The organism is Ruegeria sp. BG8, from assembly GCF_056538325.1.
Genome location: NZ_JBQFSZ010000001.1, coordinates 149,398 through 173,847 on the forward strand (window position 1 = coordinate 149,398; position 24,450 = coordinate 173,847).

Here is a 24,450-nt window from a genome sequence, read left to right on the forward strand (position 1 = left end):
AGCTTTCGATCAAGCCTGTCCAATCAAGTGGAAATAGCCTTCTGATGGGGCGCATCCTCCCTTTAACGCCCCCAGCGACACAGGAGACAGGACATGAAACGGTTTTCAACATTTTGCGCGGCAACAGCCCTTATTTTCGCAAGCAGCGGGGCATTTGCAGAAACAGATTTAGAAAAGGCACTAGGCGAGGGCGGCGAACGTCTGAATGCTGATCAGATTGCCGAACTCTTGATTGGCAACACGGTCACCGCAACTGCCGGAGAAAAGACATTTCGCTTCTTTTATGACCCCAATAACGTCATTACCGGAGAGTTGACGAATGGCGGTTGGAGCGGTGCCGGAAGCTTTGCCATTACCGATACCGACCGCGTTTGCGTATCAATGGCGGCGGACAATGGCCGTTACCGTTGCATGACAGTTCTGCGCGTGGGCGATGCCGTACATAAATTCAGCGCTGAGGGAAAAAGAACCTTCGAACTGCACAGCTTTGAGCCGTCTACCGGACTTTGATCCCTCAAAGTGTTTCAGCACGAAACCAAACTGTCATCGACCCATTCAGGCTTGATGGCAGTTTTACGTTTTCTCAGCGCGGCTGCAGCCTTATTCGTCCCGCTCGTTACATACGCATAGGGCGGGCGCCTAAACCTGTTCGCTTCAAAACACCCGAAATTTAACGAAAATGGCCACAACGCACATTTGAAAAGGGATAGTGGCGGAGAGACAGGGATTCGAACCCTGGGTGGGCTTGCACCCACAACGGTTTTCGAGACCGCCCCGTTCGACCACTCCGGCACCTCTCCGCGGGGGTCTGTGAGGGGGGGATTTAGTGAGGAACGCGCAGGGGTGCAAGCATAAAATTCCCCAAATTCACTATGACGGGATTTTCCATTGCCAGACGCCATAAAACACCTAGGCTCTGTTGGCATGAGACACTTCTATCGCACCACCGTTTTACCGCTCTGTCTGCTTTTGCTCACGCTTTTCGCTTTTCCACTGTCCGCTATGGCAGCCGAACGTGACCGGATAGAGGCTTTTTTAACCACGACTGGATTTGATGTCGCCCTTGAAAGCATTGCGCTTGCCTCTGCATCGGCACCGCGAATGCTGGGTATAGACCCTGACGGGTTCGGCTCAGATTGGTCGAGGTTGACCGAAGAAGTGTTTGACACCGAGGACATGCATGAAACGGCGGTCTCAATCCTTGAGCAAACGCTGAGTGACGATGCTTTGAACCACGCGGTGGAATTCTATGCCTCAGACCTCGGCCAAAGACTGGTCGAAGCTGAAAACGCATCACATTTGGTGGAAGATGATGACGCCAAGGATCGCGAAGGCCAAGAGATAGTATCGGGGCTGATTCAGCAGGGCTCTCAACGTGTCGAAGAACTAAAGCGCATGAATAGTGCCATTGACTCCAGCGGCACCGCTTTGCGTGCCTTGCAAGAAATACAAGTTAGGTTCCTGTTGGCGGCCAGCGCCTCGGGTGTCATTGACCTGCAGATGGGAGCAGACGACCTGCGCGCGCTGATGAAACAGAACGAGGCCGGGATGCGACAGGCCTTGCAGCTTTCTGCACTGGCGGGGGCCGCTTACACATACCAGGATTTCTCCGATGACGAGGTCATTGCTTATGCCGACGCTCTGGAACAGCCGCTGATGCAAGAAGTCTATGAACTGTTGAACGCGATCCAATATGAAATCATGGCCATGAAATTCGAGGTTCTGGCCGCGAGAATGGCGGACTTGCATCCGGCGCAGGATATCTGATGCGCGGGCTGATCACCTTTTTGATTTTGACCTTTTGGGCCGCTCAGGGAATTGCGGACGAAAAGGTTGACCGTCTGATGTCGGCCATCAGGCTGGATCAGGTGATCAGCATTCTACGAGACGAAGGTCACGTGCACGCGCATGATCTGAATGAAACTCTTCTGGGGAATGCGGGCGGCGCTTATTTCAACGATCAGCTGGATAGCATTTACAACAAAGACTGGATGCACGACCAAATATCCAGCGTCTTCGCAGACAGCTTGACCGAGTCCGAATTGGACCGCGCAATCGTGTTCTTTGAAAGCGATCTGGGGCAGGCTGTGATCTCGCTCGAAAACTCGGCCCGGTCGGCGATACAGGATGACGCCATCCTGGAAATGGCAAAGGACAGCTACTTTAACAGCGATGAGGACAACGCGCTTTTTCAGCTTGTTGACGAATACATCGAGGTGAATGATCTGGTCGATCAAAACGTTCAAAGCGCGATCAGTGCAGATTTCAACTTTTTCCGGGGTCTGAACGAAGATGTCGGCGGAGATGACGCGGAGCTGTTGGCCCAGTTGCTCGCTGAAAAAGACAACATCGCCAGAGAAACCGAAACCTGGCTTTTTTCGTTTCTGTTGATGGCATACCAGCCATTGGATGAAAGCGAGATGCGCGAGAACATAGCCTTTTCGCGAACGCAGACGGGGCGCGCCGTAAACAAGGCGTTTTTTGACAGTTTCGACCGGATGTATGATCAGATATATTACCGACTTGGACTGGCCGTTTCGCAGGCCCTAAGGGGTTCAGATCTTTAACCCCGCTTTTGATGTTGACTTTCCATCCCATTCCGTGAATAAGCGCGCATCCCGGCCGGTTCTTCCGCGCCGGGTCTCGTTATTATTGACCCATAGGGCATCGCCCACGGGTCGTCACACAGCCCGAAAAGGGCGCGCTGTTCGAGGTGGCGAAAGCCAGCAACACCCAAACGGGGACCACAGAACGCGGTTTGGAAAAGGAAAGACGCATGTTTGCGGTCCTCAAGACTGGCGGCAAGCAGTACAAGGTTCAGGCGGGTGATATCCTCCGCGTTGAAAAGCTGGCTGCCGACGCAGGTGAAAAAGTTCAATTCAACGATGTTCTGATGCTGGGCGGCGACGCTCCGGTTGTTGGTGCACCTTTCGTTGAAGGCGCAGGCGTACAGGCCGAAGTGATCGAACAGATCAAAGGTGACAAGGTCATCAAATTCGTCAAGCGCCGTCGTAAGCACAGCTCGAAGCGTACCGTTGGCCACCGTCAGAAACTGACCCTGGTCAAAATCACCGACATCCTGTCGTCGGGCGCTGACAAGTCGGGCATCAAAGCTGCAACCGGTTCGGCACCGGCTGGCGAAGCGGCACCTGCTGCAAAGCCTGCCAAGAAAGCTGAAGCCAAAGCAGAGGCACCCGCCGCTGCGGCTGCTGCCGACGATCTGACCAAGCTGAACGGTGTCGGCCCTGCCGCTGCCAAAAAGCTGAACGACGCTGGTATCGAGAGCTTTGCCGCTCTGGCCGCCTTGTCGGACGAGCAGATTGCTGCTATCGACACCATCAAAGTGAAACCCGAATGGGTTGAGCAAGCCAAAGAGCTGGCTCAAGGCTAAGGAGAGAGAGAATGGCACATAAAAAAGCTGGCGGTTCCTCCCGTAACGGTCGCGACTCAGCTGGTCGCCGCCTTGGCGTAAAACTGTATGGTGGTCAGGCGGCCATCGCAGGCAACATCATCGTGCGTCAGCGCGGCACCAAGTTCTGGCCGGGCGAAGGCGTGGGCATGGGCAAAGATCACACCATCTTTGCAACTGTTGATGGCGCCGTGAAGTTCCACAAGGGACTCAAAAACCGCACCTTTATTTCGGTCCTGCCAGTGGCGGAGGCCGCAGAGTAAGCCGAAACCCTAAAGGTTTAGAAATAAATGGGGGACCGGCAGAAAATGCCGGTCCCCTTTCTCGTTTTTAACACAGTTTTGAAATATGAGCCCGATGACAAACGCAGCAAGCACCATACCGCCCCTGTTTCAGGGACGTATTGCCCATGCGGTTGAAGATCGTCTGGGCCGCAAATATCTGATGTGGACGTTAATTGGTTTTGCTGTTGCGTCTGCAATTTACGTGTTGTTCGGAGGAGGAACGCACTCATGAAACTTGAGGCAATCATAAATCAGCCGGTCATAGAAACCGAGCGGTTCGACCTGCGCCCATTGCGTCGGTCGGATATGGGTCTCATTGAGCATTACGCAGGCGACGAACGGGTCGCGCGTATGACCACGACAATTCCGCATCCATTACCTCCGGGTTCGACCGAAGCCTTTGTGACACGCGCTATGTCCGAAGAGCGGGATGAAGATGTCTGGGCCATGGACGCAACCAAAGATGGCGGGCCCGAACTTATCGGCCTGATCTCGTTAACGCGTCTGGACCGCAACCAGTCCGAGGTCGGCTATTGGGTTGCACCGATCTACTGGAATACCGGCATTGCCTCGCTGGCCGTCGAAGCTCTGGTTAACGCCAACCCTCTTGAGAACGCAAATATGTTCGCCAGCGTGTTTCAGGATAACCCGGCTTCGGCGCGGGTACTGACACATTGCGGGTTCGAATATTTGGGCGATGCAGAAAGCTATTCGGTGGCGCGCGACGCGAACGTGCCCACCTGGACATACACTAAGAAACTGTGACTTGTGGCCGATGGGGCCTTTGCAGTAGGGGACAGTCATGAAATTTCTCGATCTTGCAAAGGTCTACATCCGGTCCGGGGCCGGTGGGGGCGGCTGCGTCAGCTTTCGGCGCGAAAAATACATCGAATATGGCGGCCCTGATGGCGGCGATGGCGGCAAGGGCGGCTCCGTCTGGGTTGAGGTCGTGGACAGCCTGAACACGCTGATCGACTTCCGCTATCAGCAGCATTTCTTTGCCAAGAACGGCCAGCCCGGCCGCGGCCAACAACGGACCGGCAAGGATGGCGATGACATCGTGCTGCGCGTACCTGTCGGGACCGAGATTCTGGACGAGGACGAAGAGACCGTCATCTGTGACCTGACCGAGGTGGGTCAGCGTGTGCTGTTGGCCAAGGGTGGCAACGGCGGCTTTGGCAACCTGCATTTCAAATCGGCCACCAACCAGGCTCCGCGCCGCGCCAATCCGGGGCAGGCGGGGATCGACCGCACCATCTGGCTGCGGCTCAAGCTGATTGCTGATGTGGGTCTGCTGGGAATGCCCAACGCAGGTAAGTCGACGTTTCTGGCAGCGACCTCGAACGCGCGGCCCAAGATTGCCGATTACCCGTTCACGACCCTGCACCCCAATCTGGGCGTCGTGGGCGTGGACAACGTGGAATTCGTTGTCGCTGATATCCCCGGCCTGATCGAAGGTGCCCATGAGGGGCGCGGGATTGGAGACCGTTTCCTCGGCCATGTCGAACGGTGTGCCGTGTTGCTGCATCTGGTTGATGGTACATCGGAAACTGTCGCCGAAGACTACCGCACCATCATTCACGAACTTGAAGCCTATGGCGGTGAGCTGGCCGAGAAACCCCGCATCACCGTGCTTAACAAGATCGACGCTCTAGATGATGAAGAACGCGATGAGGCTTTGGCCGAATTGCAGAATGCGGTCGGCGGTCCTGTCATGACAATGTCCGGAGTGGCTCATCTGGGTGTGACAGAAGTTCTTCGCGCCTTGCGCGGCCAAATAGATGACAATCGGGTGCGTCAAAAGCCCGTTGAGGAGGCGCAGCCTTGGCAACCCTGAAGGCCGCAAAACGTCTTGTTGTCAAAATCGGGTCGGCGCTGCTTGTCGATCGGACAACAGGTCTTTTGCGGTCGCAATGGCTGCACTCCCTCGCGCAGGACGTGGCGTGGCTCAAAGGGCAGGGCACAGATGTGATCCTCGTGTCCTCAGGCTCGATCGCGTTGGGTCGGGGTGTTCTGGGTCTCGCGGTGCAGGACTTGCCGTTGGAACAATCTCAGGCTGCAGCAGCGGTTGGGCAGATCCGCCTTGCCCGCGCCTATGAAGAAGCTTTGACACCCTACGACATCACGACAGCGCAGGTTCTTGTAACGCTGGAAGACAGTGAAGATCGCCGTCGTTACCTGAATTCGCGCGCGACGCTTGAAACCCTGTTGGGCTTGGGTGTTGTCCCCATTGTCAACGAAAACGACACGGTCGCCACAGACGAAATCAGATATGGCGACAATGACCGACTGGCGGCTCAGATCGCAGTCACTGTCGGTGGGGATCAGTTGATCCTTCTTTCTGACGTTGACGGGTTTTATTCAGGCAACCCGTCTGAGGATGCCACGGCCACGCGGTTCGACGTGATCGAGAATATTACCCCGGAAATTGAAGAGATGGCGGGTGATGCCGGGTCCGGTTTGTCTAAAGGGGGCATGAAGACCAAATTGTTGGCGGCTAAAATGGCAACTGCTGCAGGCTGCACAATGGCCATTACCGAAGGATCACCGCTGAACCCTTTGAAAACGCTTGAGAACGGTGCAAATTGCACGTGGTTCACGGCGACGGTCGATCCTCACGCGGCCCGCAAGCGTTGGATTTCGGCGATGAAACCACGCGGGGAAATCGTAGTGGACTCTGGCGCGGCGCGCGCGCTTGAAAATGGCAAAAGCCTTCTGCCTGCGGGTATAGTCGAAGTGACTGGTGATTTTGGCCGCGGTGATCCGGTTGCTATTATGGATCCCCAATCCCGGCGGCTTGCGCAGGGGCTCAGCCGCTACACCGCGCAAGAGGCCGACGCGATCAAAGGGCGCAAGTCCTCTGAGATTGAACTGACACTTGGCTATCCCGGTCGGGCCGTTCTGATCCATCGGGACGATTTGGCGCTGTAACTCATAGTTTCACTGAAAGGCACCCAAGATGAAGGACTTCGACAGCATTCCCGCGCTGATGGCTGACCTCGGAACAAAGGCCAAGGCTGCGGCTGCCGAATTGGCCTTTGCCTCGGCCGAGCGCAAGCACGCTGCTTTGATCGCGGCGGCCGATGCGGTTTGGTTGAACCGGGCACAGATCGTCGACGCCAACAAAAAAGACCTTGAGTTTGGCCGTGAAAAAGGTCTGAGCCCAGCTATGATGGACCGTTTGATGCTGGATGAGGCGCGCATTCAAGGCATGGTCGACGGCTTACGTACTGTGGCCGAGCAGACCGATCCGGTGGGTGAGGTCATGACCGAGTGGGATATGCCCTCGGGCCTTCACATCCAAAGGGTTCGCACGCCTTTGGGTGTGATTGGCGTTATCTACGAAAGCCGACCCAACGTGACGGCGGATGCAGGTGCGCTTTGTCTGAAGTCTGGTAATGCTGTGATCCTACGTGGCGGTTCTGAAAGCTTCCATTCGTCAGGGGCAATACACGCCTGTTTGGTCGAGGGGCTGAAAGCCGCGAACCTGCCTGAGGACGCAATTCAGCTTGTCCCGACCCGGGATCGCGCCGCCGTGCAGGAATTGTTGACGATGACGGATTACGTCGATGTCATCGTTCCGCGTGGCGGAAAAGGTCTGGTTGGCTTGGTGCAGCGCGAAGCGCGGGTGCCGGTCTTCGCGCATCTTGAAGGGATCGTCCATATCTACATCGACAAGGCTGCAGACCCGCAAAAAACTCTGGACGTTGTGCTGAATGCCAAAACCCGCCGCACAGGTATCTGCGGCGCCGCTGAATGCCTGCTAATCCACCAAGACATCGCTGAAACTTTGGGCCAGGACGTGATCGCCGCTTTGCTGGCTGCTGGTGTAGAAGTGCATGCCGAAGGCGTGTTGGCCGCGAATGGCACAGTCGCGGCATCAGTGGAGGATTGGGGGAAAGAGTTCCTCGACAGCATTATTGCTGCGAAACCGGTTGCTGACATCGATGAGGCCATTGCCCATATCCGCCAGTTTGGTTCCAATCATACGGACTGCATCATGACCGAGGATTCCTCGGCCGCCGCTCGTTTCTTTGAGCGTCTCGACAGCGCAATCCTGATGCACAATGCCTCGACCCAGTTCGCCGATGGCGGAGAATTTGGCATGGGCGCCGAAATCGGCATAGCAACGGGCAAAATGCATGCCCGCGGTCCAGTCGGCGCTGCGCAATTGACGAGCTTTCAGTATCTCGTACGCGGAAGCGGCACGGTCCGGTCTTAAAAGCGGATCGCAACACGTGTCGCCGTCGTCTCAACGGTGACACGTCGCCCCATTGCGGCTGCTGTATCTGGCAACAAAGCAAACTGGACCTGCGCCGGCGTGACTTTGCCAGGAAAATTACCCTTGGGCATATTGTTCCAAAGGGTGCTGTCGATATTCAGTTTATCGGCGACCCCAGCGACGACCCACGCATTGCCTTCACAGCGAACAGTCACCTCGCCACCGAAAGGCATCGCGCTTTCGCAGCACATAAGCGCCAAAAACGCGAGCTTGACCTGGTTGCGCGGCACAGGTTCGGTCACGTGCCAATTGACCCGCACTCGGCCAGCACGTTCGACATCGCGCAGCAGTTCGTTAACCTCGGCGCGTCCCAGGGGTTGGTCGCTGGCCGATCCAAATGCCACCCGAAAGAACCGGATGCGCGCGCCTGCGCTTCCAACACTGCCTGCGATCAATTCCATCTCAGGGCCTTGGACAGCGCCGACCATTTCAAGCAACTCAAGACCATTGGTGATTGCCCCGATCGGGCTGATCAGGTCGTGACAGATCCGCGAACCAATCAGTTCGGCCAGGTTGACGTCTGACGCACTCATGCGTACCTCCTGCTGTATCTGCCGCCGGACCCGGAGCCCAGTCATGTCAGACCTAAATGCCATTCTCGCACCGGGGATGTTTGTCCGCCACCCCGATTTTCCCGATTGGGGCATTGGACAGGTTCAATCCAATATCGGAGGCAAGATCACCGTAAACTTCCGCGAGCAGGGGAAGGTGGTGATTGACGGAACGCGCATCGCCCTTATGCCGGTCTTTGATCCATGAAACTGGTTTAGGAAAGGTTAACGCATAAAGGGTTTGCCTCGTGTTGCCATTCCCCCAAAACCTGCGGTATCAGCGCTGAAACCAAACGGAAGCACTGATGCCGGAAACAGGCCCATCCTTCACTGTCAAACTTGCTGAAAACGAGGGCGAACTGCGCGCGGCACAACGCTTGCGTTACGACGTTTTCGTCCGCGAACTCGGCGGCGGTGGTGAGATGGTCGACCACGACAATAAACTCGAGCAGGACCGTTTTGATCCCTATTTCGATCACATGCTGGCAATTGACGACCAGTCAGGCGAAACTGTAGGCGTTTACAGACTGTTACCGGGCGAACGTGCTGCAGAATTGGGCCAGTTCTACTCTGAGGATGAATACGATCTGACCGTTCTCAAGAACAGCGGTCGCAAGCTTCTGGAGTTGGGGCGGTCGTGCCTGCACAGGGATTACAGGGGTGGAACAGCCATGTACCACCTTTGGAACGGCTTGGCCGACTATGTAAACAAAAGAGAGATCGAAGTTCTTTTTGGCGTCGCCAGCTTCCACGGAACCGATGTCTCTGCCCTTGAGCAACCTTTGTCTATGTTGCATCACAACCATCTGGCGCCCGTCGATTTAAGGGTCCGGGCACAGCCCGAGGTATTCCAGTCAATGGATCTGGTCGCACCTGACGCGTTGGATCGCCGCGCAGCTATGGTGCAAGTTCCGGCACTGATCAAAGCGTATCTGCGTCTGGGCGGATTCGTGGGCGAGGGGGCATTCATCGACCATGCCTTCAACACCACTGATGTATGTCTGATACTCGACACTGCCCGGATGAATGATCGTCAGCGGCGTATCTATGGCGGAGCCTAAATTCGTGAGTGATGCGTCCTGGCAAAGCGAAGAAGCGCCTGACCCATTTGAGTTGGGCGTTTTAGGATGGGGGCTGGTGCTATTACGAGGACTACCGCTCGCCGTGCTGGTTTTTGGCGGCCTCGTCATTTTGTTGATTGTTCGTTTGATCGAACGTCCGTTTTTTGGAGTACACCGCCCAATCACGCCGTTCATAACGCAATTCGTTTGTCGCAACGCATTCCGAATCCTTGGTATGGGCTTTAGCGCGTCGGGTGCTCTGATGACGCAACGCGGGGCGGTTGTCGCCAATCATTCCTCGTGGCTGGATATCTTTGCCCTGAATGCCCGTAAAAGGGTCTATTTCGTGTCCAAGGCCGAGGTTGCCAAGTGGCCGGGAATAGGCTGGTTAGCGCGCGCAACTGGAACCGTTTTTATCGAGAGAAACCGCAAAAAGGCGCGCGAGCAAACGCTGCTGTTTCAGGAACGTCTGACTGCCGGGCACAAACTGTTGTTCTTCCCCGAGGGCACCTCGACCGATGGGTTGCGCGTTTTACCTTTCAAAACAACACTTTTCGCTGCTTTCTTCACAGATGAGCTGCGCGACTTCATGTATGTGCAACCCGTGACCGTCATCTATCATGCCCCAAACGGGCAGCCGAACCGCTATTATGGTTGGTGGGGCGACATGGATTTTGGCCCGCATCTGTTAAAGACATTGGGCGCCCGCAGACAGGGCTCGGTCGAACTGATCTATCATACACCCGCCAAAGTCAGCGATTTCGAAAACCGCAAGGCGCTGGCTGCCCATTGCGAAGCGGCAGTGCGGCACGCCCACGCGTTTGCGAGACTTGAAAAATAAGGGCAATTGGCCCTTGCGCTGCATTAAAACCTGCCGTATACGCGCGCCATTCAAACCCGCAGGCGGGGTTTGGGCTTTTTGAGGGAGACATCCTCATCAAGACCGCCGGTTGGAGCATCCGCTTCTTTCACCCCCGCCAAGGCGTAAACCGGAAAAGGAAATAGCATGGCTCTTCCCGAGTTCACCATGCGTCAGCTGTTGGAAGCTGGCGTTCACTTTGGTCACCAGACACAGCGTTGGAATCCCCGCATGGGCCCGTTCATCTACGGCTCGCGCAATGGCATCCACATCATGGACCTGACCCAGACCGTTCCTATGCTGGATCAGGCTCTGCAGGCCGTTCGTGACACCGTTGCAAAAGGTGGCCGCGTTCTGTTCGTTGGTACCAAGCGTCAGGCTGCCGGCCCGATCGCAGAAGCCGCTGAAAAGTCGGCTCAGTACTACATGAACCACCGCTGGCTGGGCGGCACGCTGACCAACTGGAAAACCGTTTCCCAGTCGATCAACCGTCTGAACCAGATCGACGAAGCAATGGAATCGGGTGCCGAAGGCCTGACCAAGAAAGAGCGTCTGGGCATGGAGCGTGACCAGCAGAAGCTGCAGGCGTCGCTGGGCGGTATCCGCGAGATGGGCGGCGTTCCTGACCTGCTGTTCGTCATCGACGTCAAGAAAGAAGCACTGGCCATCGCCGAAGCCAACAAGCTGGGTATCCCGGTTGTGGCTGTTGTCGACACCAACTGCTCGCCCGATGGTGTGGATTACATTATCCCCGGCAACGACGACGCAGCGCGCGCCATTGGCCTGTACTGTGACCTGGCCGCTCGTGCCGCTCTGGACGGTATGACCGCTCAGATGGGTGCTGCAGGCGTTGACCTGGGTGCATTCGAAGAAGCACCAGTTGAAGAGGTTGTCGCCGAGGAAGCCGCTGACGCAGAAGCTGCACCTGAAGCTCCTGCCGAAGCGTAAGCTGCCCGTCACGTAAATGACATATGAGGCAGGGTATGACCTGCCCCAATTCCGTTTGAATTGAGGAGAGCCAAAGATGGCAATCACAGCAGCAATGGTGAAAGAACTGCGCGACTCGACCGGCGCAGGCATGATGGACGCGAAAAAAGCGCTGACCGAAACCGGCGGCAACATGGACGAAGCCGTCGATTGGCTGCGGACCAAAGGTCTGGCCAAAGCGGCCAAGAAATCGGGCCGTACCGCAGCAGAAGGTCTGGTTGCTGTTCACGTCAATGGCGGCAACGGTGTTGCTGTCGAGGTGAACTCGGAAACCGACTTCGTTGCGAAAAACGCTGAGTTCCAGGAAATGGTCGGCAAGATCGCCTATGCAGCCGAAGGCGTCGACAATGTCGAGGCTCTGCTGGCAGCCGATCTGGGCGGCAAATCCGTTGCCGACACTCTGACCGACAAGATCGCCACCATTGGTGAGAACATGTCGGTGCGTCGTATGGCGAAACTGTCGGGCGACACTGTTGTGTCCTACGTCCACAACGCAGCCACCAACGGTATGGGTAAAATCGGCGTTCTGGTTGCACTGACCGGTGGCGACGAAGCGATCGGCAAGCAGGTTGCGATGCACATCGCAGCTGTGAACCCCGCCGCTCTGTCCGAGGCCGACATGGACCCGGCTGTTGTCGAGAAGGAAAAGCAGGTTCAGATGGACATCGCTCGCGAATCCGGCAAACCGGAGCAGGTGATCGAAAAAATGATCGAAGGCCGCATGAAGAAGTTCGTGGCAGAGTCGACCCTCCTGAACCAGCAGTTCGTGGTGAACCCTGACCTGACCGTTGAAGCAGCGGCCAAGGAAGCGGGCGCAACCATCACCGGCTTTATCCGTTTGGAAGTTGGCGAAGGCATCGTGGTCGAAAAAGAAGACTTCGCAGCCGAAGTTGCCAAGGCCGCTCAGGGCTAAGAAAAATCTCCGGGCTTCGTCAGAGGTCCGGAACAAGACGTTAGAAACCGGTCATGCATAGCGTGGCCGGTTTTTTGTTTCCAAGAAACCAGGCAACAAAAAAGGCGCCGAAGCGCCGCAACTGTAAGGATAGGATGAGGGGCCCCGCATGATGGGGATGGTCGAGGCCCCCCAAATTTCCGGCATTGGTACGCGGATAAATAAACGCCCCTTTGCCAGAGCGGTCGGAGAGCCCTGAAATTACAAAGATCCGACCAAATGTTCCCAGGCTAAAGCCACCACTCACGGAACAGTATCAGTTTGCAATTTTGGCCCCGGATTCGGAAAGTCATGATTTCCTTACCCTACGTAAATTGACGCCCAAAAGCGTCAAATCCGAAGCCTTATGCCTCCATAATGAACATCTGGTTCTGTAGTGATGCTTTTAGCACCGCTTGTGCGGTGGTCTCAACCGCCAGCGACTCACGCGCAAGGCGCAGATGCTTTTCCACGGTGGCCGAAGTGAGGCCCATCAACAACGCGATATCTTGCGTGGTTTTGCCGTCGCCCACCCATTCCAAAGCTTCTCGCTGCCGCTTGGTCAACGCGCGGTTTGGGGCATTGTAGGGCAGGGTGAGAATCTTGAGATGTGCGACATTGTTCATCAGCAAAATGTCTTCACCATGCTCGGCCCATATCGCGTCGACCTCTTGCTGTGAACGACCGCCAGACGCCGACAGCGAAATAGCCCCCTTGGAACGAACGGACACTGAGTTGAAGCTGACGGTATAGCCCGCGACAACACCCTGAGATCGGTTAAAGTCGATAACCTGCTGCTCTTTCGGGGACAGCGTACCTTCCAGCATCATGTCCTGCGTCATTTGCCAGCTGGCTGCGCCCTCATGCTCGAGCGCCCATTTCAGCATCGGCGCATGGAAATAGAGGCCCCGACGCAAGAAACCATCCAAGTAGTCTTTGCCGTGGTTGGTGAGAATTGTAAAATCCTCAGGATCCCCCAGGGACGTTTCCGTCTTGTACCGGGTATAACCGTACAGCAGCCGGTCAAACCCAAATTCGGCCATTTGCCGACAATGGGCATCCCAAAGCTCTTCCAGCGTTTTCGTGTAGCTGAGAAAATACAGGTACTCACCCAGCTTCATACACGACCTCCACCTTCGAGGTGTGCCAACAGCGCATCTAATGCCAGGACATAGCCTTGGGGGCCGAACCCACAGATCTGACCCAGTGCAACTTTCGAAATAAATGACTGATGCCGGAATGGTTCGCGGGCGTGGATGTTGGACAGATGAACTTCGACAACAGGAAGCTCGACCGACGCAATGGCATCCATCAGCGCTATGGACGTATGGGTATAGGCGCCAGCATTCAGAACAATACCATCCTGCGTGCCCTTGGCCGCATGAATTGCGTCAATAAGCACGCCTTCGTGGTTGGACTGTAGGTGCGCAACCTCGATTCCGATGGATTTTCCGTGGTTAAGGCACAAATCCTCAACCATCTTCAGTGTTGTATGACCGTAAACCTCTGGTTGCCGTGTTCCCAGCAGATTAAGGTTAGGCCCGTTCAAAATCAGAGCTTTGTGCATGGTCTCACTGTTCCCATTTACTGGGTTCATAAACGCGAACGGGTGGGTGTGTCCACCGCCTGTGCACTTATCGCGATAGTAGGATGCGTCGAAACAACAACTATTGCTGTGGTTTGAAGAGGCAACAAACCAAAGTCAGGGCATTGTAATTACAATCTTACCGAGAGCGGACCGATCGGATATTTGCACCAACGCATCCTGGGCCTGTTCCAGCGGGAACATTGCACTGATACGCGGTCTTATTTTGCCTGCGTTATACAGTCCAAAAAGCTCCCCAACATTTTTGGAATGACCGACTGGATCGCGAAAAACAGACGCGCCCCAGAACACGCCAACAATCTGACATCCCTTTAGCAGGGGCAGGTTAAGGGGTATCTTCGGAATGCCTGCAGGGAAACCGACGACCAGATATCGACCGTTCCATGCCATGCTTCGCAAGGCGGGTTCTGCATAATCGCCACCGACGGCATCATAGACAACGTCTACACCGTTTGGCCCCGCCAACCTCTTGATTTCGGCGGAGAACGCTTTTTGCGCATCCCGATCCATTTGCCTTGAATAGACGATGGTTTCATCCGCACCGATCTGTTTGCAAAACTCTGCTTTCTCGTCGGAAGAAACCGCAGCGATCACCCTTGCACCGGTTGCCTTGGCAAGTTCAATGGCAGCCGTTCCAACCCCACCTGCGGCACCAAGTATCAGCACGGTTTCACCAGCAGTTAGGCCCGCCCGATCCTTCAGCGCATGATAGGAGGTTCCGTAGGTAAAGATAAAACACGCAGCCTCTTGAAAAGGCATGGATTCCGGGAATTTAATCGCCGTTGACGCTTTGATCGTCAAATGAGTTGCAAACCCACCGTGGCCCGTCAGGGCAAGGACGCGGTCGCCTTTACTAAACCCGTTGACGCCTTCGCCGACGGCCAAAACCTCACCCGCGACTTCCCCACCGGGAGCGTAAGGTCGGGGCGGTTTTATCTGGTAAAGGTCCTGAATCATCAAGGTATCGGGAAAGTTCACTCCCGCGGCCTTAATGCCGATCAACAGCTCGCCTTTTCCGGGTACCGGGTCGGGCAGGGTGGTGAGCTCTAGTGTTTCGGGCCCACCCGGGGCGACGCTGAGTAAAGCTTGCATGTTGACCCTATTGTCCTTGTTATTCAGTTACCACGAACTTTGGTGCAGACGCCGGTGTTGTCAAGAAACCGTCAAGGTGCAAACGTCGCTAACATCGCAGCCAACCAAGTTGCCCTAGACGAACGAAGGAGCAGGACATGACCCCCGAAAAACTATTCTCACTGCAGGGTAAAACCGCCTTTGTGACCGGCGGCGCCACAGGGATCGGTCGTATGGCCGCCGAAGCCTTGGTCAGGGCGGGTGCACGCGTGCTGATTGCTTCCCGTAAAGGAGATGCTTGCGAGGCTGTTGCGGCAGAGCTGAACGAACTTGATGCTTCGGGCACTGCCGAAGGCTTTGGTGGTGACGTCAGCACCAAGGAAGGCATCGAGGAGATGGTTTCCGAGGTTAAGAAACGAACGGATAAACTTGATATACTTATGAATAACGCAGGTGTATCGTGGGGGGCGCCAATGGGTCAGTTTCCTTATGAGGCGTGGGACAAGGTCATGTCCGTAAACGTCGCTGGTATCTTTGACCTGACCCAAAAGCTTTTGCCGATGCTCATGCAGTCCGCAACGCCAGACGATCCAGCCCGCGTCGTGAATGTCGGCTCTGTCATGGGCGAAGTGCCCATGGGAGACGGGGCATATAGTTATTCGGCGTCCAAGGCCGCCGTTCTGCACCTGACAAAGATTCTCGCCAAAGAGATGTCCCCGTACCATATAACCGTGAACGCATTGGCACCCGGGCCCTTTGTCTCGCGCATGACGGCTTTTGCGACCGCTGATGAGGATACACGTGCGCGCGTCGGCAAATCTGTTCCTTTAGGGCGCGTAGGGTCCGAGGACGACATCGCGGGTTGTATGCTGTTTTTGTGCGGGCGCGGCGGCAGCTATGTGACCGGTGCCGTGATCCCCGTCTCAGGCGGTATCAATGTTGTGACGGCTGGCAATATCTTTGCCGAAGCGCTGTAGCATGGCACCGCGGAAGGAGCGGATATGACACAGAACACCACGTTGGACCTCACGGCTGTCGACCAATACCTAAAACAGCACCTGGCGGGCTATCAGGGTCCGTTAGAGGCGACCAAGTTCGCTGTCGGCCAATCCAACCCGACATTTGAACTGCGAACGCCGTCAGCTACTTACGTTTTACGCCGCAAACCACCGGGAATGCTGCTGAAATCCGCCCATGCAGTCGAACGTGAATTCCGTGTTCAGCAAGCGCTTGCCGCGACAGACGTGCCTGTCCCCAAAATGTACCTGCTCTGCGAGGATGAGAGCGTTATCGGCTCGTCTTTCTACGTCATGGAACACCTTCAGGGGCGCGGTTTTCTTGAACCAACGATGGATGGCGAAGACAATGAAACCCGGCAAGGCGTCTTTGACGAAATGAACAGGGTTCTGGCGGCGTTGCACGGAGTAGAAATCGAGGAAGTCGGTCTGTCGGATTACGGTCCGCCCGGAAACTACTTTGAGCGTCAGATCTCTCGTTGGACAAAGCAATACCGAGCCAGCGAAACAGAAACGATCGCTGAAATGGACGAGCTCATCACGCGCCTAGACAGTGCGATGCCTGAAGACGACGGACAGCGTACGCTGGTGCACGGTGACTACAGGATCGATAATATGCTTTTCGAAGTCAGTGGATCCCGGTGCGTCGGTCTTTTGGATTGGGAGCTTTCGACAATCGGCCATCCTTTTGCCGACTTGGCCGCTGTCATCATGCAATGGCAAATGCCACCGGGTAAAGAAGGGCGCGGATTGGCTGGAATTGACCGAGGAAAACTCGGCATACCGTCCGATCACAAATTCATAGAAAGCTATTGCCGCCGTCGTGGGATATCCTCGATCGACAATTTCGGCTTTTATTTAGGGTTCAACTTTTTCCGCATGGCAGGGATTCTGCAAGGCGTGTACAAGCGGGCGCTTGATGGGAATGCATCAGACCCAATACGTGCCCAAAAACTGGGGGCTTACGTACCGATGTTTGCCCAGCACGGGCTCGCGGCCGTCAACCAAGGGAAAGGTGCTGATTAAGCTCAACTTCCAGATTGGGTAAACTGTTTTTGCCAAAGAACATCTCATTTTCTAAGAACATGGCGGGTACACCAAATACGCCCTTTTTCACGGCCGCCTTGGACTGATCCTTGAGACGTTGCTTAATATCAGGACGGGTCATCGCTTCCCGCAATTTTCGAACGGGCAGGTCGTTCTCGCGCAAAATATCCGTCAAAATGGTCAAGTCATCTGCCTTTTGGCCGTGCACCCAAATCGCATCAAATATCGCACTTATATAACTGCTTTCCCATGATTTTCCCTGCGCATACATAGCCCCACGCATGGCGAATTTTGTATTGAGCGGGAAATGCGGACTCATGTGGAAACTAATCCCGCGCCGCCGTGCAAAACGATGCAGATCGTGTGTTAGGTAAGCCGTCTTTTGGCGATTTTCAGAAAACGCGTGAAACGGGCTTTGGTTATTCGTCGCCTTGAACACGATGGACAGTAGAACAGGCACCATGTTCACACCAACCCTGTGCCGTGCCGCGATATCCGGCAGAATCTTATGGGCCAGATAAGCGTTTGGACTGCAGAAATCATACATAAAATCGATAGCTTGGGTCATTTTCCTCTCCCGTACCGAAGAATTACAGCGAAACCCACAACAACTCGAATCTGTAACAACCTGAGTGTACCACTTGCCTGACAAACCCAGAGGAAAATAAGAAAAGCTGGTTTTTCCTGTTAATTGACCCTTCTTTTGAGCAAGGTAACGCTTGCGCCGGTCAGGAGTTTTGAGAACCGATGAACCAACAGATTTCATTTGATGCACAACGACTGACCCGCATCCGGGACTGGATGCAAAGATATGTCGACGACCGAAAATACGCCGGCTGTTCCTTTCTGCTGCACCGAGGCGGTGATGAGGTTTTTTTCCACTCGACCGGTCAACGCAGCGTCGAGCGTGGCTTGCCTTTTGAACGGGATACGGTTGCAAGAATCTATTCCATGACAAAACCGATAACTTCGGTTGCACTTATGATGTTGGTTGAACGTGGCTTGTTTCACTTAGACGCGCAACTGTCGGATTTTATTCCCGAGTTTCGCGATATTCACACGCTGATCCCCCAAGCAGGAAGGCTGGATCAGACAGAGCCCGCGTCGCCGATAACCCTGCACCATCTTCTGACGCACACCAGCGGCCTCAGCTATCCCTTTAACCCAGGCATTGTGCCCAAGGCTATGGATGAGCTCGACCTTATCTTTTCACCGGCTCAGGGTCCACTGAAGGACCGTGTGGCCGAACTGGCTAAACTACCGTTGGCATTTCAACCCGGGACACGGTGGGAATATTCCGTTGCGATTGACGTGCTGGGCCGGGTGATCGAAATCGTCTCTGGGCAGCCCCTGGACCAATTCCTTGCGGAAAATGTCCTCGCACCCTTGGGAATGACCGACACAGGTTTTTCAGTGCCAAACGGGGCAGGGGATCGCTTCGCCTCTCTTTACACTCCGTTGGCCGGTGACGCGATGGCTTTGAACTCTGCCGAGAGCGGAGGCGACTCTCTACGTTTGGTCGACGAAGCCGGAAACTCGCCATTTGAACGAGCCACCTTGTTCTCAGGTGGAGGAGGGCTGGTTGGTACAATAGACGATTATGCCAAGTTCGCTGACATGCTCAGAAACCGCGGTTCCTTTGAACAAGGCCGTATTCTAGGGCCTAAAACGGTAGATTACATGCTTTCCAACCACTTGCCGGGCGACATTGCATCAATGGGTCCTCAGAGTTTCGCTGAACAACCGATGGAAGGCATGGGTTTCGGACTAGGGGGCGCTGTCATTATCAACCCGGCCAGAACAAAAACTCCGGGTTCCGTGGGCGACTTCAGCTGGGGTGGCATGGCATCCACTTTCTTTTGGGTCGATCGCCAAAACGACACAACGGCTGTGTTCTTCACTCAGTTGTCGCCATCCAGTTCATACCCGTCACGGGCCGAACTCAAAGCGCTTGTCCTTGGGGCAATGATTGCTTGAGCATTCCTAGCTTGATACTCCGACTAACAAAGTGAATTGGAGGGTCAAGATGACCGAAGCAGAACGAATTCTTCTTGATCTGTTGAATGTTGAGCGGCTTGAAGTTGATTTGTACCGCGGCGTCGGCTCTGGCGGAGAAACACCAACTCGAATTTTTGGCGGGCAGGTTGTTGCCCAAGCACTGGCCGCCGCCTACAGAACAGTCGAAGATCGGCTGTGTCACTCTTTACACGCCTATTTCATCCGTCCAGGCGATCCCTCTATTCCCGTTGTTTATCAAGTTGATAGAGCCCGAGACGGAGGTTCCTTCACAACCAGGCGCGTTGTGGCCATTCAGCACGGAAAACAAATACTTAACCTTTCCGCGTCATTCCACATCCGCGACGAAGGTTGGGAACATCAACATCCCATGCCCGCTATGGACGCTCCGGAGAATTACCCCGCGAGAACAGACTTACGGCAGCGTTACACGGATATCGTTCCGCAAAAACTACGTGGTGAACTTTTACGCGAAAGACCGATTGAAGTCCGCGAAGTCAGCCATTTGAATCCGTTTGACCCCGAGAAATCTGATGATCGGAACCAGGTGTGGTTTCGAATGAAATCAGCCACAGAACAGGATGAAATAACGCAACAATTACTGCTGACATATGCATCCGACATGTACCTGATGAGTTCCGGGATGCGTCCGCACGGGCTGAGCTGGTTTACCGGAGAAGTGAACAGCGCAAGCTTGGATCACGCGCTTTGGTTTCACGCACCCGTCCGTTTTCAAAACTGGCATCTTTACGCAATGGACTCGCCATGGGGCGGGCAGGGACGTAGCTTCAATCGCGGCTCGATCTACGCCGAGAATGGAACACTGGTCGCTTCGGTTGCACAGGAAGGCCTTATGCGCAGGGTAAAAAGATGAGTTTAATTATTTTCTACAAATATCTGATTTAACTTACGCATTCCGCCCAGCCAACGATCGTAGTCCTCAGTTTTATGCCGTATATAATCCAAGACTTGAGGATGTGGCAGTATCAGGAACTTTTCCTCAGCGATCGCTTTTACACAGGCTGAGGCAACTTCGTCCGGTTCTAACATTCCGTCTATGGCAGCCACCGAATCCTCGTGTCCGCGGGTCATTTCCGAACGCACGGCCTGTGGGCACAGAACAGAGACCCGCAAACCTTTATTTCCGTAGGTCAATGACAGCCACTCGGCGAACCCGACCGCGGCATGTTTGGAAACGCCATACGGTGCAGCGCCGGGCTGATTCAGCAATCCGGCCGCCGAGGCCGTGGTCATAATATATCCGCCGCCACGTTCAACCATGCGCGGAACAAGATGCCGAGCGGTCCAGATATGTGACATAACATTGATCTTCCAGATACGGTCCCAAGCTTCATCGGGCACTTCCAGACCACCAAGTGTCAGAATACCGGCATTCGCACAGAAAAGATCAATTAGTCCAATGTCTTGCTCGACGCTATTGATCAGCGCTTCAGTATCGCTTTCTTTTGATACATCACATTTAAACGCAAAGCCGGAAATCTGTCGCGCAACGCTTTCGGCTCCGTCATAGTCGATATCGGCACAAACAACCCGCGCGCCTTCATTCGCAAAGCGCAGTGCTAGACCTTTGCCGATACCGCCAGCAGCACCTGTGACTACGACCGTTTTTCCGTTCAAATCCATTTATCATCCCAGCGCTGTGTTTACAGGAGGATCGTAGGCCTTTGGCTGCAAATGAAAAGAACGGATCCGGGCTACTTATTTATTTACCATAATACCGATTATACGTTTTACCTAATAAAACGCCTGTAGCCCCGTCTGCGCTCGTCCTAGGATCAATGCGTGGACATCATGCGTGCCTTCATACGTGTTTACAGTCTCTAAATTCACCATGTGCCGGATCACCTGAAACTCAAGTGAGATCCCGTTCCCACCATGCATGTCGCGTGACATCCTTGCGATATCCAGCGCTTTCCCGCAGTTGTTTCTTTTGACGATCGAGATCATCTCTGGCGCGGCTTTCGCATCATCCATCAAGCGACCAACCTGCAAACTTGCCTGCAAACCCAACGCGATTTCGGTTTGCATGTCCGCCAACTTGCGTTGGAACAACTGAGTTTGAGCCAGCGGCTTATCAAACTGCTTTCGGTCCAGCCCATATTGACGTGCCGCATGCCAGCAGCATTCGGCTGCACCCATCACACCCCAGCTAATGCCGTAGCGCGCGCGGTTTAGACATCCAAAGGGTCCCTTCAAACCCTGAACGTGCGGCAGCAATGCGCTCTCGTCGACTTCGACTCCGTCCAGAACAATTTCACCGGTGATTGAGGCGCGAAGACTCAATTTGTTTTGTATCTTTGGCGCACTCAGACCTTTGAGGCCTTTTTCCAGCACAAACCCACGTATCGTGCCACCATGCGCGTCGGACTTTGCCCAAACAACAAAGACATCCGCAATTGGTGCGTTGGAAATCCACATCTTGCTGCCCGTCAAGCGGTAGCCACCGTCGATTTTCTCAGCCCGTGTTTTCATCCCAGCTGGGTCGGAACCCGCGTCAGCCTCGGTCAAGCCAAAGCAGCCAATCCATTCTCCGCTGGCAAGTTTTGGCAGATACTTTTGGCGCTGTTCTTCGCTGCCATAGGCATAAATCGGGTACATAACCAACGAGCTTTGAACCGACATCATCGAGCGATACCCAGAGTCGACACGCTCAACCTCGCGTGCAACGAGGCCGTATGACACGTAGCCGCCGCCTAGCCCGCCGTATTCCTCTGGGATCGTGGTGCCCAAAAGGCCCATTTCGCCCATTTCACGGAAGATTTCCGGATCGGTTTCTTCCTTCTGGAATGCTTCGGTCACGCGTGGTTGCAGCTTTTCTTGCGCATAAGCTTGTGCGGACGCTGCAATCATACGCTCGTCTTCGGTCAGTTGGTCCGACAAGCGGAACGGATCGTCCCACGTGAACTGCCCCAGATCAGGCGCATCCTTGGCACGCAAGGCGGGTTTTGTATCATGAGCGTTCATGGCAGTTCTCCGGGTCATCAACTTGAGCGCAAGCTAACCCAGTGACGCGGCAAAAAACAGTCAGAGTTTCGCATCTACCCATGAGCAAAACTCATAAGTTCGTGCGATGCCCCTGCCCCGTTTGTCAGCCCAATGCGTATCCGGCACCCCGAACTGTCCGCACCGGATCTTCGCCACCATGCTGTGTCAGCGCCTTGCGCAAACGCCCAATGTGGACGTCTACAGTGCGCGTATCCACATAGATGTCACGCCCCCAAACCCGGTCAAGCAACTGTTCACGGCTCCAGACACGACCCGGCTTTTCCATGAATGTGCTTAACAGGCGAAACTCGGTTGGGCCCAGTTTCAACGGTTTGCTATCACGGCTGACCTTATGTGTCTCAGAGTCCAGAATGATGTCATCGAACTCCAGGCGTATTCCTACTGTTGCTGGGCGTACGCGGCGTAGCTGAGTCCGGACACGCGCCATCAACTCAACGATCGAATAGGGTTTTACAACATAGTCATCCGCACCCGTTTCCAATCCACGTACCTTGTCGACCTCTTCTGTGCGGGCCGACAGCATGATGATTGGGATGGACCGGGTGTCGGGTCGGGATTTTAGGCGGCGGCATACCTCAATGCCGCTCAGGTTCGGCATCATCCAATCCAGCACGACAATGTCCGGATGCTCTTCGTCAACCAGTAGCATCGCCTCGTCACCGCTGGCAGCTTTGGAAACGCGAAACCCTTCGGCCTCGAGGTTATAGGCAAGCACTTCGCGTTGCGCCGGTTCGTCTTCAACGACCAGAACTGTTGGCTGATCAGCAGACATCAATCAGACCTCCTGCGGGGTGTGCGATGTTATATCGGCCTTCGGGCGCGCCTCTGGCGGACGCTCGCCGGTCACCAGATACACGACCTGCTCGGCAATAGCGGTCACGTGGTCGCCCATACGCTCGATATTCTTGGCGATGAAATGCAGATGCATACACGAGGAAATGTTACGCGGATCCTCAGCCATGAAGGTCAGGAATTCGCGGAACAGACCGTTATACATCTGGTCCACTTCTTCGTCACGGTTGATGACATCGGTGGCCAATTCGGCGTCTCGCTGAATATAGGCATCCAGCGCATCACGCAGCATCACCTCAACCTCGCGTGCCATGCGGCGAAGAGCTGATGCGCTGCCGTTGATCTCGCCTGCATTGACAAGAACAGTGGTTCGTTTTGCGATGTTTTTTGAATAATCGCCAATACGTTCAAGGTTGCCGGCCACTTTCAGCACTGACAGAACCAGACGCAAATCGCTGGCGGTGGGCGCGCGCAGCGCGATCAAGCGCGCGGTTTCCTCATCGATCAGCTCTTCCAACGCGTCGATGGCTTTGTCGCCCTGACGGACCTGCTGGGCCAGTTCCTCGTCGCGGGTTTCCAGGGACCTGGCCGCGCTCATGATGGCCGCTTCGACCAGGCCGCCCATCTTCATGATGTGGGCCTGAATTGCTTCGAGGTCGCGGTCGAAAGCGGATGCAATATGTTGTTCGGTCATGCTCAAATACCTGTACTCAGCCGATCCGGCCGGTGATGTAGCTTTCGGTGCGGGGATCTTCGGGGTTGGTGAAGATTTGCCCCGTCTCGCCAAACTCGACAAGGTTGCCCAGGTGGAAGAACGCCGTCTTTTGGCTAACCCGCGCGGCCTGCTGCATCGAGTGGGTCACGATCACCACCGAATAGCGCGAGCGCAGTTCGTCGATCAGTTCTTCGACCTGCGCGGTTGCAATTGGGTCCAAGGCCGAGCATGGCTCGTCCATCAACAGAACCTCGGGCTCGGTCGCGACGGCGCGGGCGATACATAGGCGCTGCTGCTGACCGCCGGACAGGCCGGTTCCAGGGGCGTCCAGACGATCCTTGACCTCATCCCAAATCGCGCCGCGGCGCAGGGATTTCTCAACGATCTCATCCAGTTCCGCCTTGTTCTTGGCAAGGCCGTGGATTCGCGGGCCATAGGCCACGTTGTCATAGATCGATTTGGGGAACGGGTTGGGTTTCTGAAACACCATGCCCACCTTGGCGCGCAGCTGCACCGGGTCGACGCGCTTGTCATAGATATCCTCGCCATCCAACAGGATATCGCCCTCGACCCGGCAGATGTCGATCGTGTCGTTCATCCGGTTCAGACAACGCAGGAACGTGGACTTGCCGCAGCCCGACGGACCGATAAAGGCGGTCACGGTCTTGTCTTCGATCTGAACATCCACGTCCTTGATGGCGTGAGTGTCGCCGTAATAGACCTGAACCTTGTTCGCGGCGATTTTAATGGCTTTGGAGTCCACGGCTCTCTCCACTCGTGTCATGTCGTTCATAAT

Annotated in this window: 29 protein-coding genes and 1 tRNA gene; 19 read left to right on the forward strand and 11 right to left on the reverse strand. The window is 55.2% G+C overall.

The window, feature by feature from the left end:
- The first annotated feature begins 93 nt into the window (after positions 1–93).
- A complete protein-coding gene (locus tag ACR0DG_RS00790; protein WP_480693529.1) occupies positions 94–510 on the forward strand; it encodes a hypothetical protein in 417 nt (138 codons plus the stop codon).
- A 200-nt stretch (positions 511–710) separates the two neighbouring features.
- Here the strand turns inward: ACR0DG_RS00790 and ACR0DG_RS00795 are convergent.
- A tRNA-Ser gene (locus tag ACR0DG_RS00795) sits at positions 711–800 on the reverse strand.
- 124 nt (positions 801–924) lie between these two features.
- Here ACR0DG_RS00795 and ACR0DG_RS00800 point away from each other — a divergent pair.
- From ACR0DG_RS00800 to ACR0DG_RS00840, 9 genes are all read left to right on the forward strand, one after another.
- Positions 925–1,767, forward strand: a complete 843-nt coding sequence (locus ACR0DG_RS00800) for a DUF2059 domain-containing protein (protein WP_480693530.1) — start codon at positions 925–927, stop codon at positions 1,765–1,767.
- Positions 1,767–2,567 carry a DUF2059 domain-containing protein gene (locus ACR0DG_RS00805; RefSeq protein ID WP_480693531.1) on the forward strand — a complete coding sequence of 267 codons (801 nt, stop codon included), beginning with the start codon at positions 1,767–1,769 and terminating at the stop codon, positions 2,565–2,567. Before ACR0DG_RS00800 ends, ACR0DG_RS00805 begins: the two co-directional genes overlap by 1 nt.
- Before the next feature lie 209 nt (positions 2,568–2,776).
- Positions 2,777–3,391: a 50S ribosomal protein L21 gene (locus tag ACR0DG_RS00810; RefSeq protein ID WP_480693533.1), complete on the forward strand. Its 615-nt coding sequence runs from the start codon at positions 2,777–2,779 to the stop codon at positions 3,389–3,391.
- 11 nt (positions 3,392–3,402) lie between these two features.
- Positions 3,403–3,672 (forward strand): 50S ribosomal protein L27, encoded by a 270-nt coding sequence (gene rpmA, locus ACR0DG_RS00815; RefSeq protein WP_010440093.1) that lies wholly within the window; start codon positions 3,403–3,405, stop codon positions 3,670–3,672.
- A 94-nt stretch (positions 3,673–3,766) separates the two neighbouring features.
- A complete protein-coding gene (locus ACR0DG_RS00820) occupies positions 3,767–3,925 on the forward strand; it encodes a hypothetical protein (RefSeq protein WP_480707016.1) in 159 nt (52 codons plus the stop codon).
- The gene (locus tag ACR0DG_RS00825) at positions 3,922–4,458 is read left to right on the forward strand and encodes a GNAT family N-acetyltransferase (protein WP_480693534.1); all 537 of its coding nucleotides are present in this window, start codon (positions 3,922–3,924) and stop codon (positions 4,456–4,458) included. Before ACR0DG_RS00820 ends, ACR0DG_RS00825 begins: the two co-directional genes overlap by 4 nt.
- 37 nt (positions 4,459–4,495) lie before the next feature.
- Positions 4,496–5,530, forward strand: a complete 1,035-nt coding sequence (gene obgE, locus ACR0DG_RS00830; protein WP_480693535.1) for a GTPase ObgE — start codon at positions 4,496–4,498, stop codon at positions 5,528–5,530.
- Entirely contained in the window at positions 5,518–6,624 is a 1,107-nt protein-coding gene (gene proB, locus ACR0DG_RS00835) for a glutamate 5-kinase (protein ID WP_480693537.1), read from the forward strand. Before obgE ends, proB begins: the two co-directional genes overlap by 13 nt.
- Positions 6,625–6,652: 28 nt before the next feature.
- Entirely contained in the window at positions 6,653–7,915 is a 1,263-nt protein-coding gene (locus tag ACR0DG_RS00840) for a glutamate-5-semialdehyde dehydrogenase (protein ID WP_480693538.1), read from the forward strand.
- On the opposite strand, the gene ACR0DG_RS00845 is transcribed toward ACR0DG_RS00840, so the two are convergent.
- The gene (locus tag ACR0DG_RS00845) at positions 7,912–8,508 is read right to left on the reverse strand and encodes a histidine phosphotransferase family protein (RefSeq protein ID WP_480693539.1); all 597 of its coding nucleotides are present in this window, start codon (positions 8,506–8,508) and stop codon (positions 7,912–7,914) included. The two genes, ACR0DG_RS00840 and ACR0DG_RS00845, sit on opposite strands and share 4 nt — an antisense overlap.
- Positions 8,509–8,551: 43 nt before the next feature.
- Here ACR0DG_RS00845 and ACR0DG_RS00850 point away from each other — a divergent pair, with 43 nt between their 5' ends.
- The 5 genes from ACR0DG_RS00850 (at position 8,552) to tsf (ending at position 12,346) form a co-directional block, all read left to right on the forward strand.
- Entirely contained in the window at positions 8,552–8,734 is a 183-nt protein-coding gene (locus tag ACR0DG_RS00850) for a DUF3553 domain-containing protein (RefSeq protein WP_480693541.1), read from the forward strand.
- Between the two features lie 97 nt (positions 8,735–8,831).
- On the forward strand, positions 8,832–9,587 hold the full coding sequence (gene olsB / locus ACR0DG_RS00855; RefSeq protein WP_480693542.1) for an L-ornithine N(alpha)-acyltransferase: 756 nt from the start codon (positions 8,832–8,834) through the stop codon (positions 9,585–9,587).
- Positions 9,574–10,428, forward strand: a complete 855-nt coding sequence (gene olsA / locus ACR0DG_RS00860) for a lyso-ornithine lipid O-acyltransferase (RefSeq protein ID WP_480693543.1) — start codon at positions 9,574–9,576, stop codon at positions 10,426–10,428. The genes olsB and olsA overlap by 14 nt, the downstream gene beginning before the upstream one ends.
- A gap of 165 nt (positions 10,429–10,593) precedes the next feature.
- Positions 10,594–11,394, forward strand: a complete 801-nt coding sequence (gene rpsB / locus ACR0DG_RS00865; RefSeq protein ID WP_480693544.1) for a 30S ribosomal protein S2 — start codon at positions 10,594–10,596, stop codon at positions 11,392–11,394.
- Between the two features lie 76 nt (positions 11,395–11,470).
- Positions 11,471–12,346 carry a translation elongation factor Ts gene (gene tsf, locus ACR0DG_RS00870; protein WP_480693545.1) on the forward strand — a complete coding sequence of 292 codons (876 nt, stop codon included), beginning with the start codon at positions 11,471–11,473 and terminating at the stop codon, positions 12,344–12,346.
- 383 nt (positions 12,347–12,729) lie between these two features.
- Here the strand turns inward: tsf and ACR0DG_RS00875 are convergent, their stop codons facing one another.
- From ACR0DG_RS00875 to ACR0DG_RS00885, 3 genes are all read right to left on the reverse strand, one after another.
- Positions 12,730–13,485, reverse strand: coding sequence for a LuxR family transcriptional regulator (locus ACR0DG_RS00875; protein WP_480693546.1), 756 nt, complete (start codon positions 13,483–13,485; stop codon positions 12,730–12,732).
- Positions 13,482–13,931, reverse strand: coding sequence for a type II 3-dehydroquinate dehydratase (gene aroQ / locus ACR0DG_RS00880; protein WP_480693547.1), 450 nt, complete (start codon positions 13,929–13,931; stop codon positions 13,482–13,484). Before aroQ ends, ACR0DG_RS00875 begins: the two co-directional genes overlap by 4 nt.
- Before the next feature lie 135 nt (positions 13,932–14,066).
- Positions 14,067–15,062, reverse strand: coding sequence for an NADPH:quinone oxidoreductase family protein (locus ACR0DG_RS00885; RefSeq protein WP_480693548.1), 996 nt, complete (start codon positions 15,060–15,062; stop codon positions 14,067–14,069).
- A gap of 137 nt (positions 15,063–15,199) precedes the next feature.
- On the opposite strand from ACR0DG_RS00885, the gene ACR0DG_RS00890 reads away from it, so the two are divergent.
- Positions 15,200–16,018, forward strand: a complete 819-nt coding sequence (locus ACR0DG_RS00890) for an SDR family oxidoreductase (protein WP_480693550.1) — start codon at positions 15,200–15,202, stop codon at positions 16,016–16,018.
- A 24-nt stretch (positions 16,019–16,042) separates the two neighbouring features.
- The gene (locus ACR0DG_RS00895; protein ID WP_480693551.1) at positions 16,043–17,083 is read left to right on the forward strand and encodes a phosphotransferase family protein; all 1,041 of its coding nucleotides are present in this window, start codon (positions 16,043–16,045) and stop codon (positions 17,081–17,083) included.
- Here the strand turns inward: ACR0DG_RS00895 and ACR0DG_RS00900 are convergent.
- Positions 17,058–17,672: a DsbA family protein gene (locus ACR0DG_RS00900; protein WP_480693552.1), complete on the reverse strand. Its 615-nt coding sequence runs from the start codon at positions 17,670–17,672 to the stop codon at positions 17,058–17,060. The two genes, ACR0DG_RS00895 and ACR0DG_RS00900, sit on opposite strands and share 26 nt — an antisense overlap.
- 179 nt (positions 17,673–17,851) lie before the next feature.
- Between ACR0DG_RS00900 and ACR0DG_RS00905 the strand changes: the two genes are divergently transcribed.
- Together ACR0DG_RS00905 and ACR0DG_RS00910 are read left to right on the forward strand one after the other, a co-directional pair.
- Positions 17,852–19,081 carry a serine hydrolase domain-containing protein gene (locus ACR0DG_RS00905; protein ID WP_480693553.1) on the forward strand — a complete coding sequence of 410 codons (1,230 nt, stop codon included), beginning with the start codon at positions 17,852–17,854 and terminating at the stop codon, positions 19,079–19,081.
- A 49-nt stretch (positions 19,082–19,130) separates the two neighbouring features.
- Entirely contained in the window at positions 19,131–19,994 is an 864-nt protein-coding gene (locus tag ACR0DG_RS00910) for an acyl-CoA thioesterase (protein ID WP_480693554.1), read from the forward strand.
- A gap of 2 nt (positions 19,995–19,996) precedes the next feature.
- Here the strand turns inward: ACR0DG_RS00910 and ACR0DG_RS00915 are convergent, their stop codons facing one another.
- From ACR0DG_RS00915 to pstB, 5 genes are all read right to left on the reverse strand, one after another.
- On the reverse strand, positions 19,997–20,764 hold the full coding sequence (locus tag ACR0DG_RS00915; RefSeq protein WP_480693555.1) for an SDR family oxidoreductase: 768 nt from the start codon (positions 20,762–20,764) through the stop codon (positions 19,997–19,999).
- A 111-nt stretch (positions 20,765–20,875) separates the two neighbouring features.
- Positions 20,876–22,105 (reverse strand): acyl-CoA dehydrogenase, encoded by a 1,230-nt coding sequence (locus ACR0DG_RS00920; RefSeq protein ID WP_480693556.1) that lies wholly within the window; start codon positions 22,103–22,105, stop codon positions 20,876–20,878.
- A gap of 124 nt (positions 22,106–22,229) precedes the next feature.
- Positions 22,230–22,919 (reverse strand): phosphate regulon transcriptional regulator PhoB, encoded by a 690-nt coding sequence (phoB, locus tag ACR0DG_RS00925; RefSeq protein WP_480693557.1) that lies wholly within the window; start codon positions 22,917–22,919, stop codon positions 22,230–22,232.
- 3 nt (positions 22,920–22,922) lie between these two features.
- Positions 22,923–23,633: a phosphate signaling complex protein PhoU gene (gene phoU, locus ACR0DG_RS00930; RefSeq protein WP_480693558.1), complete on the reverse strand. Its 711-nt coding sequence runs from the start codon at positions 23,631–23,633 to the stop codon at positions 22,923–22,925.
- 16 nt (positions 23,634–23,649) lie between these two features.
- Positions 23,650–24,447: a phosphate ABC transporter ATP-binding protein PstB gene (gene pstB, locus ACR0DG_RS00935; RefSeq protein ID WP_170354173.1), complete on the reverse strand. Its 798-nt coding sequence runs from the start codon at positions 24,445–24,447 to the stop codon at positions 23,650–23,652.
- Positions 24,448–24,450 lie beyond the last annotated feature (3 nt).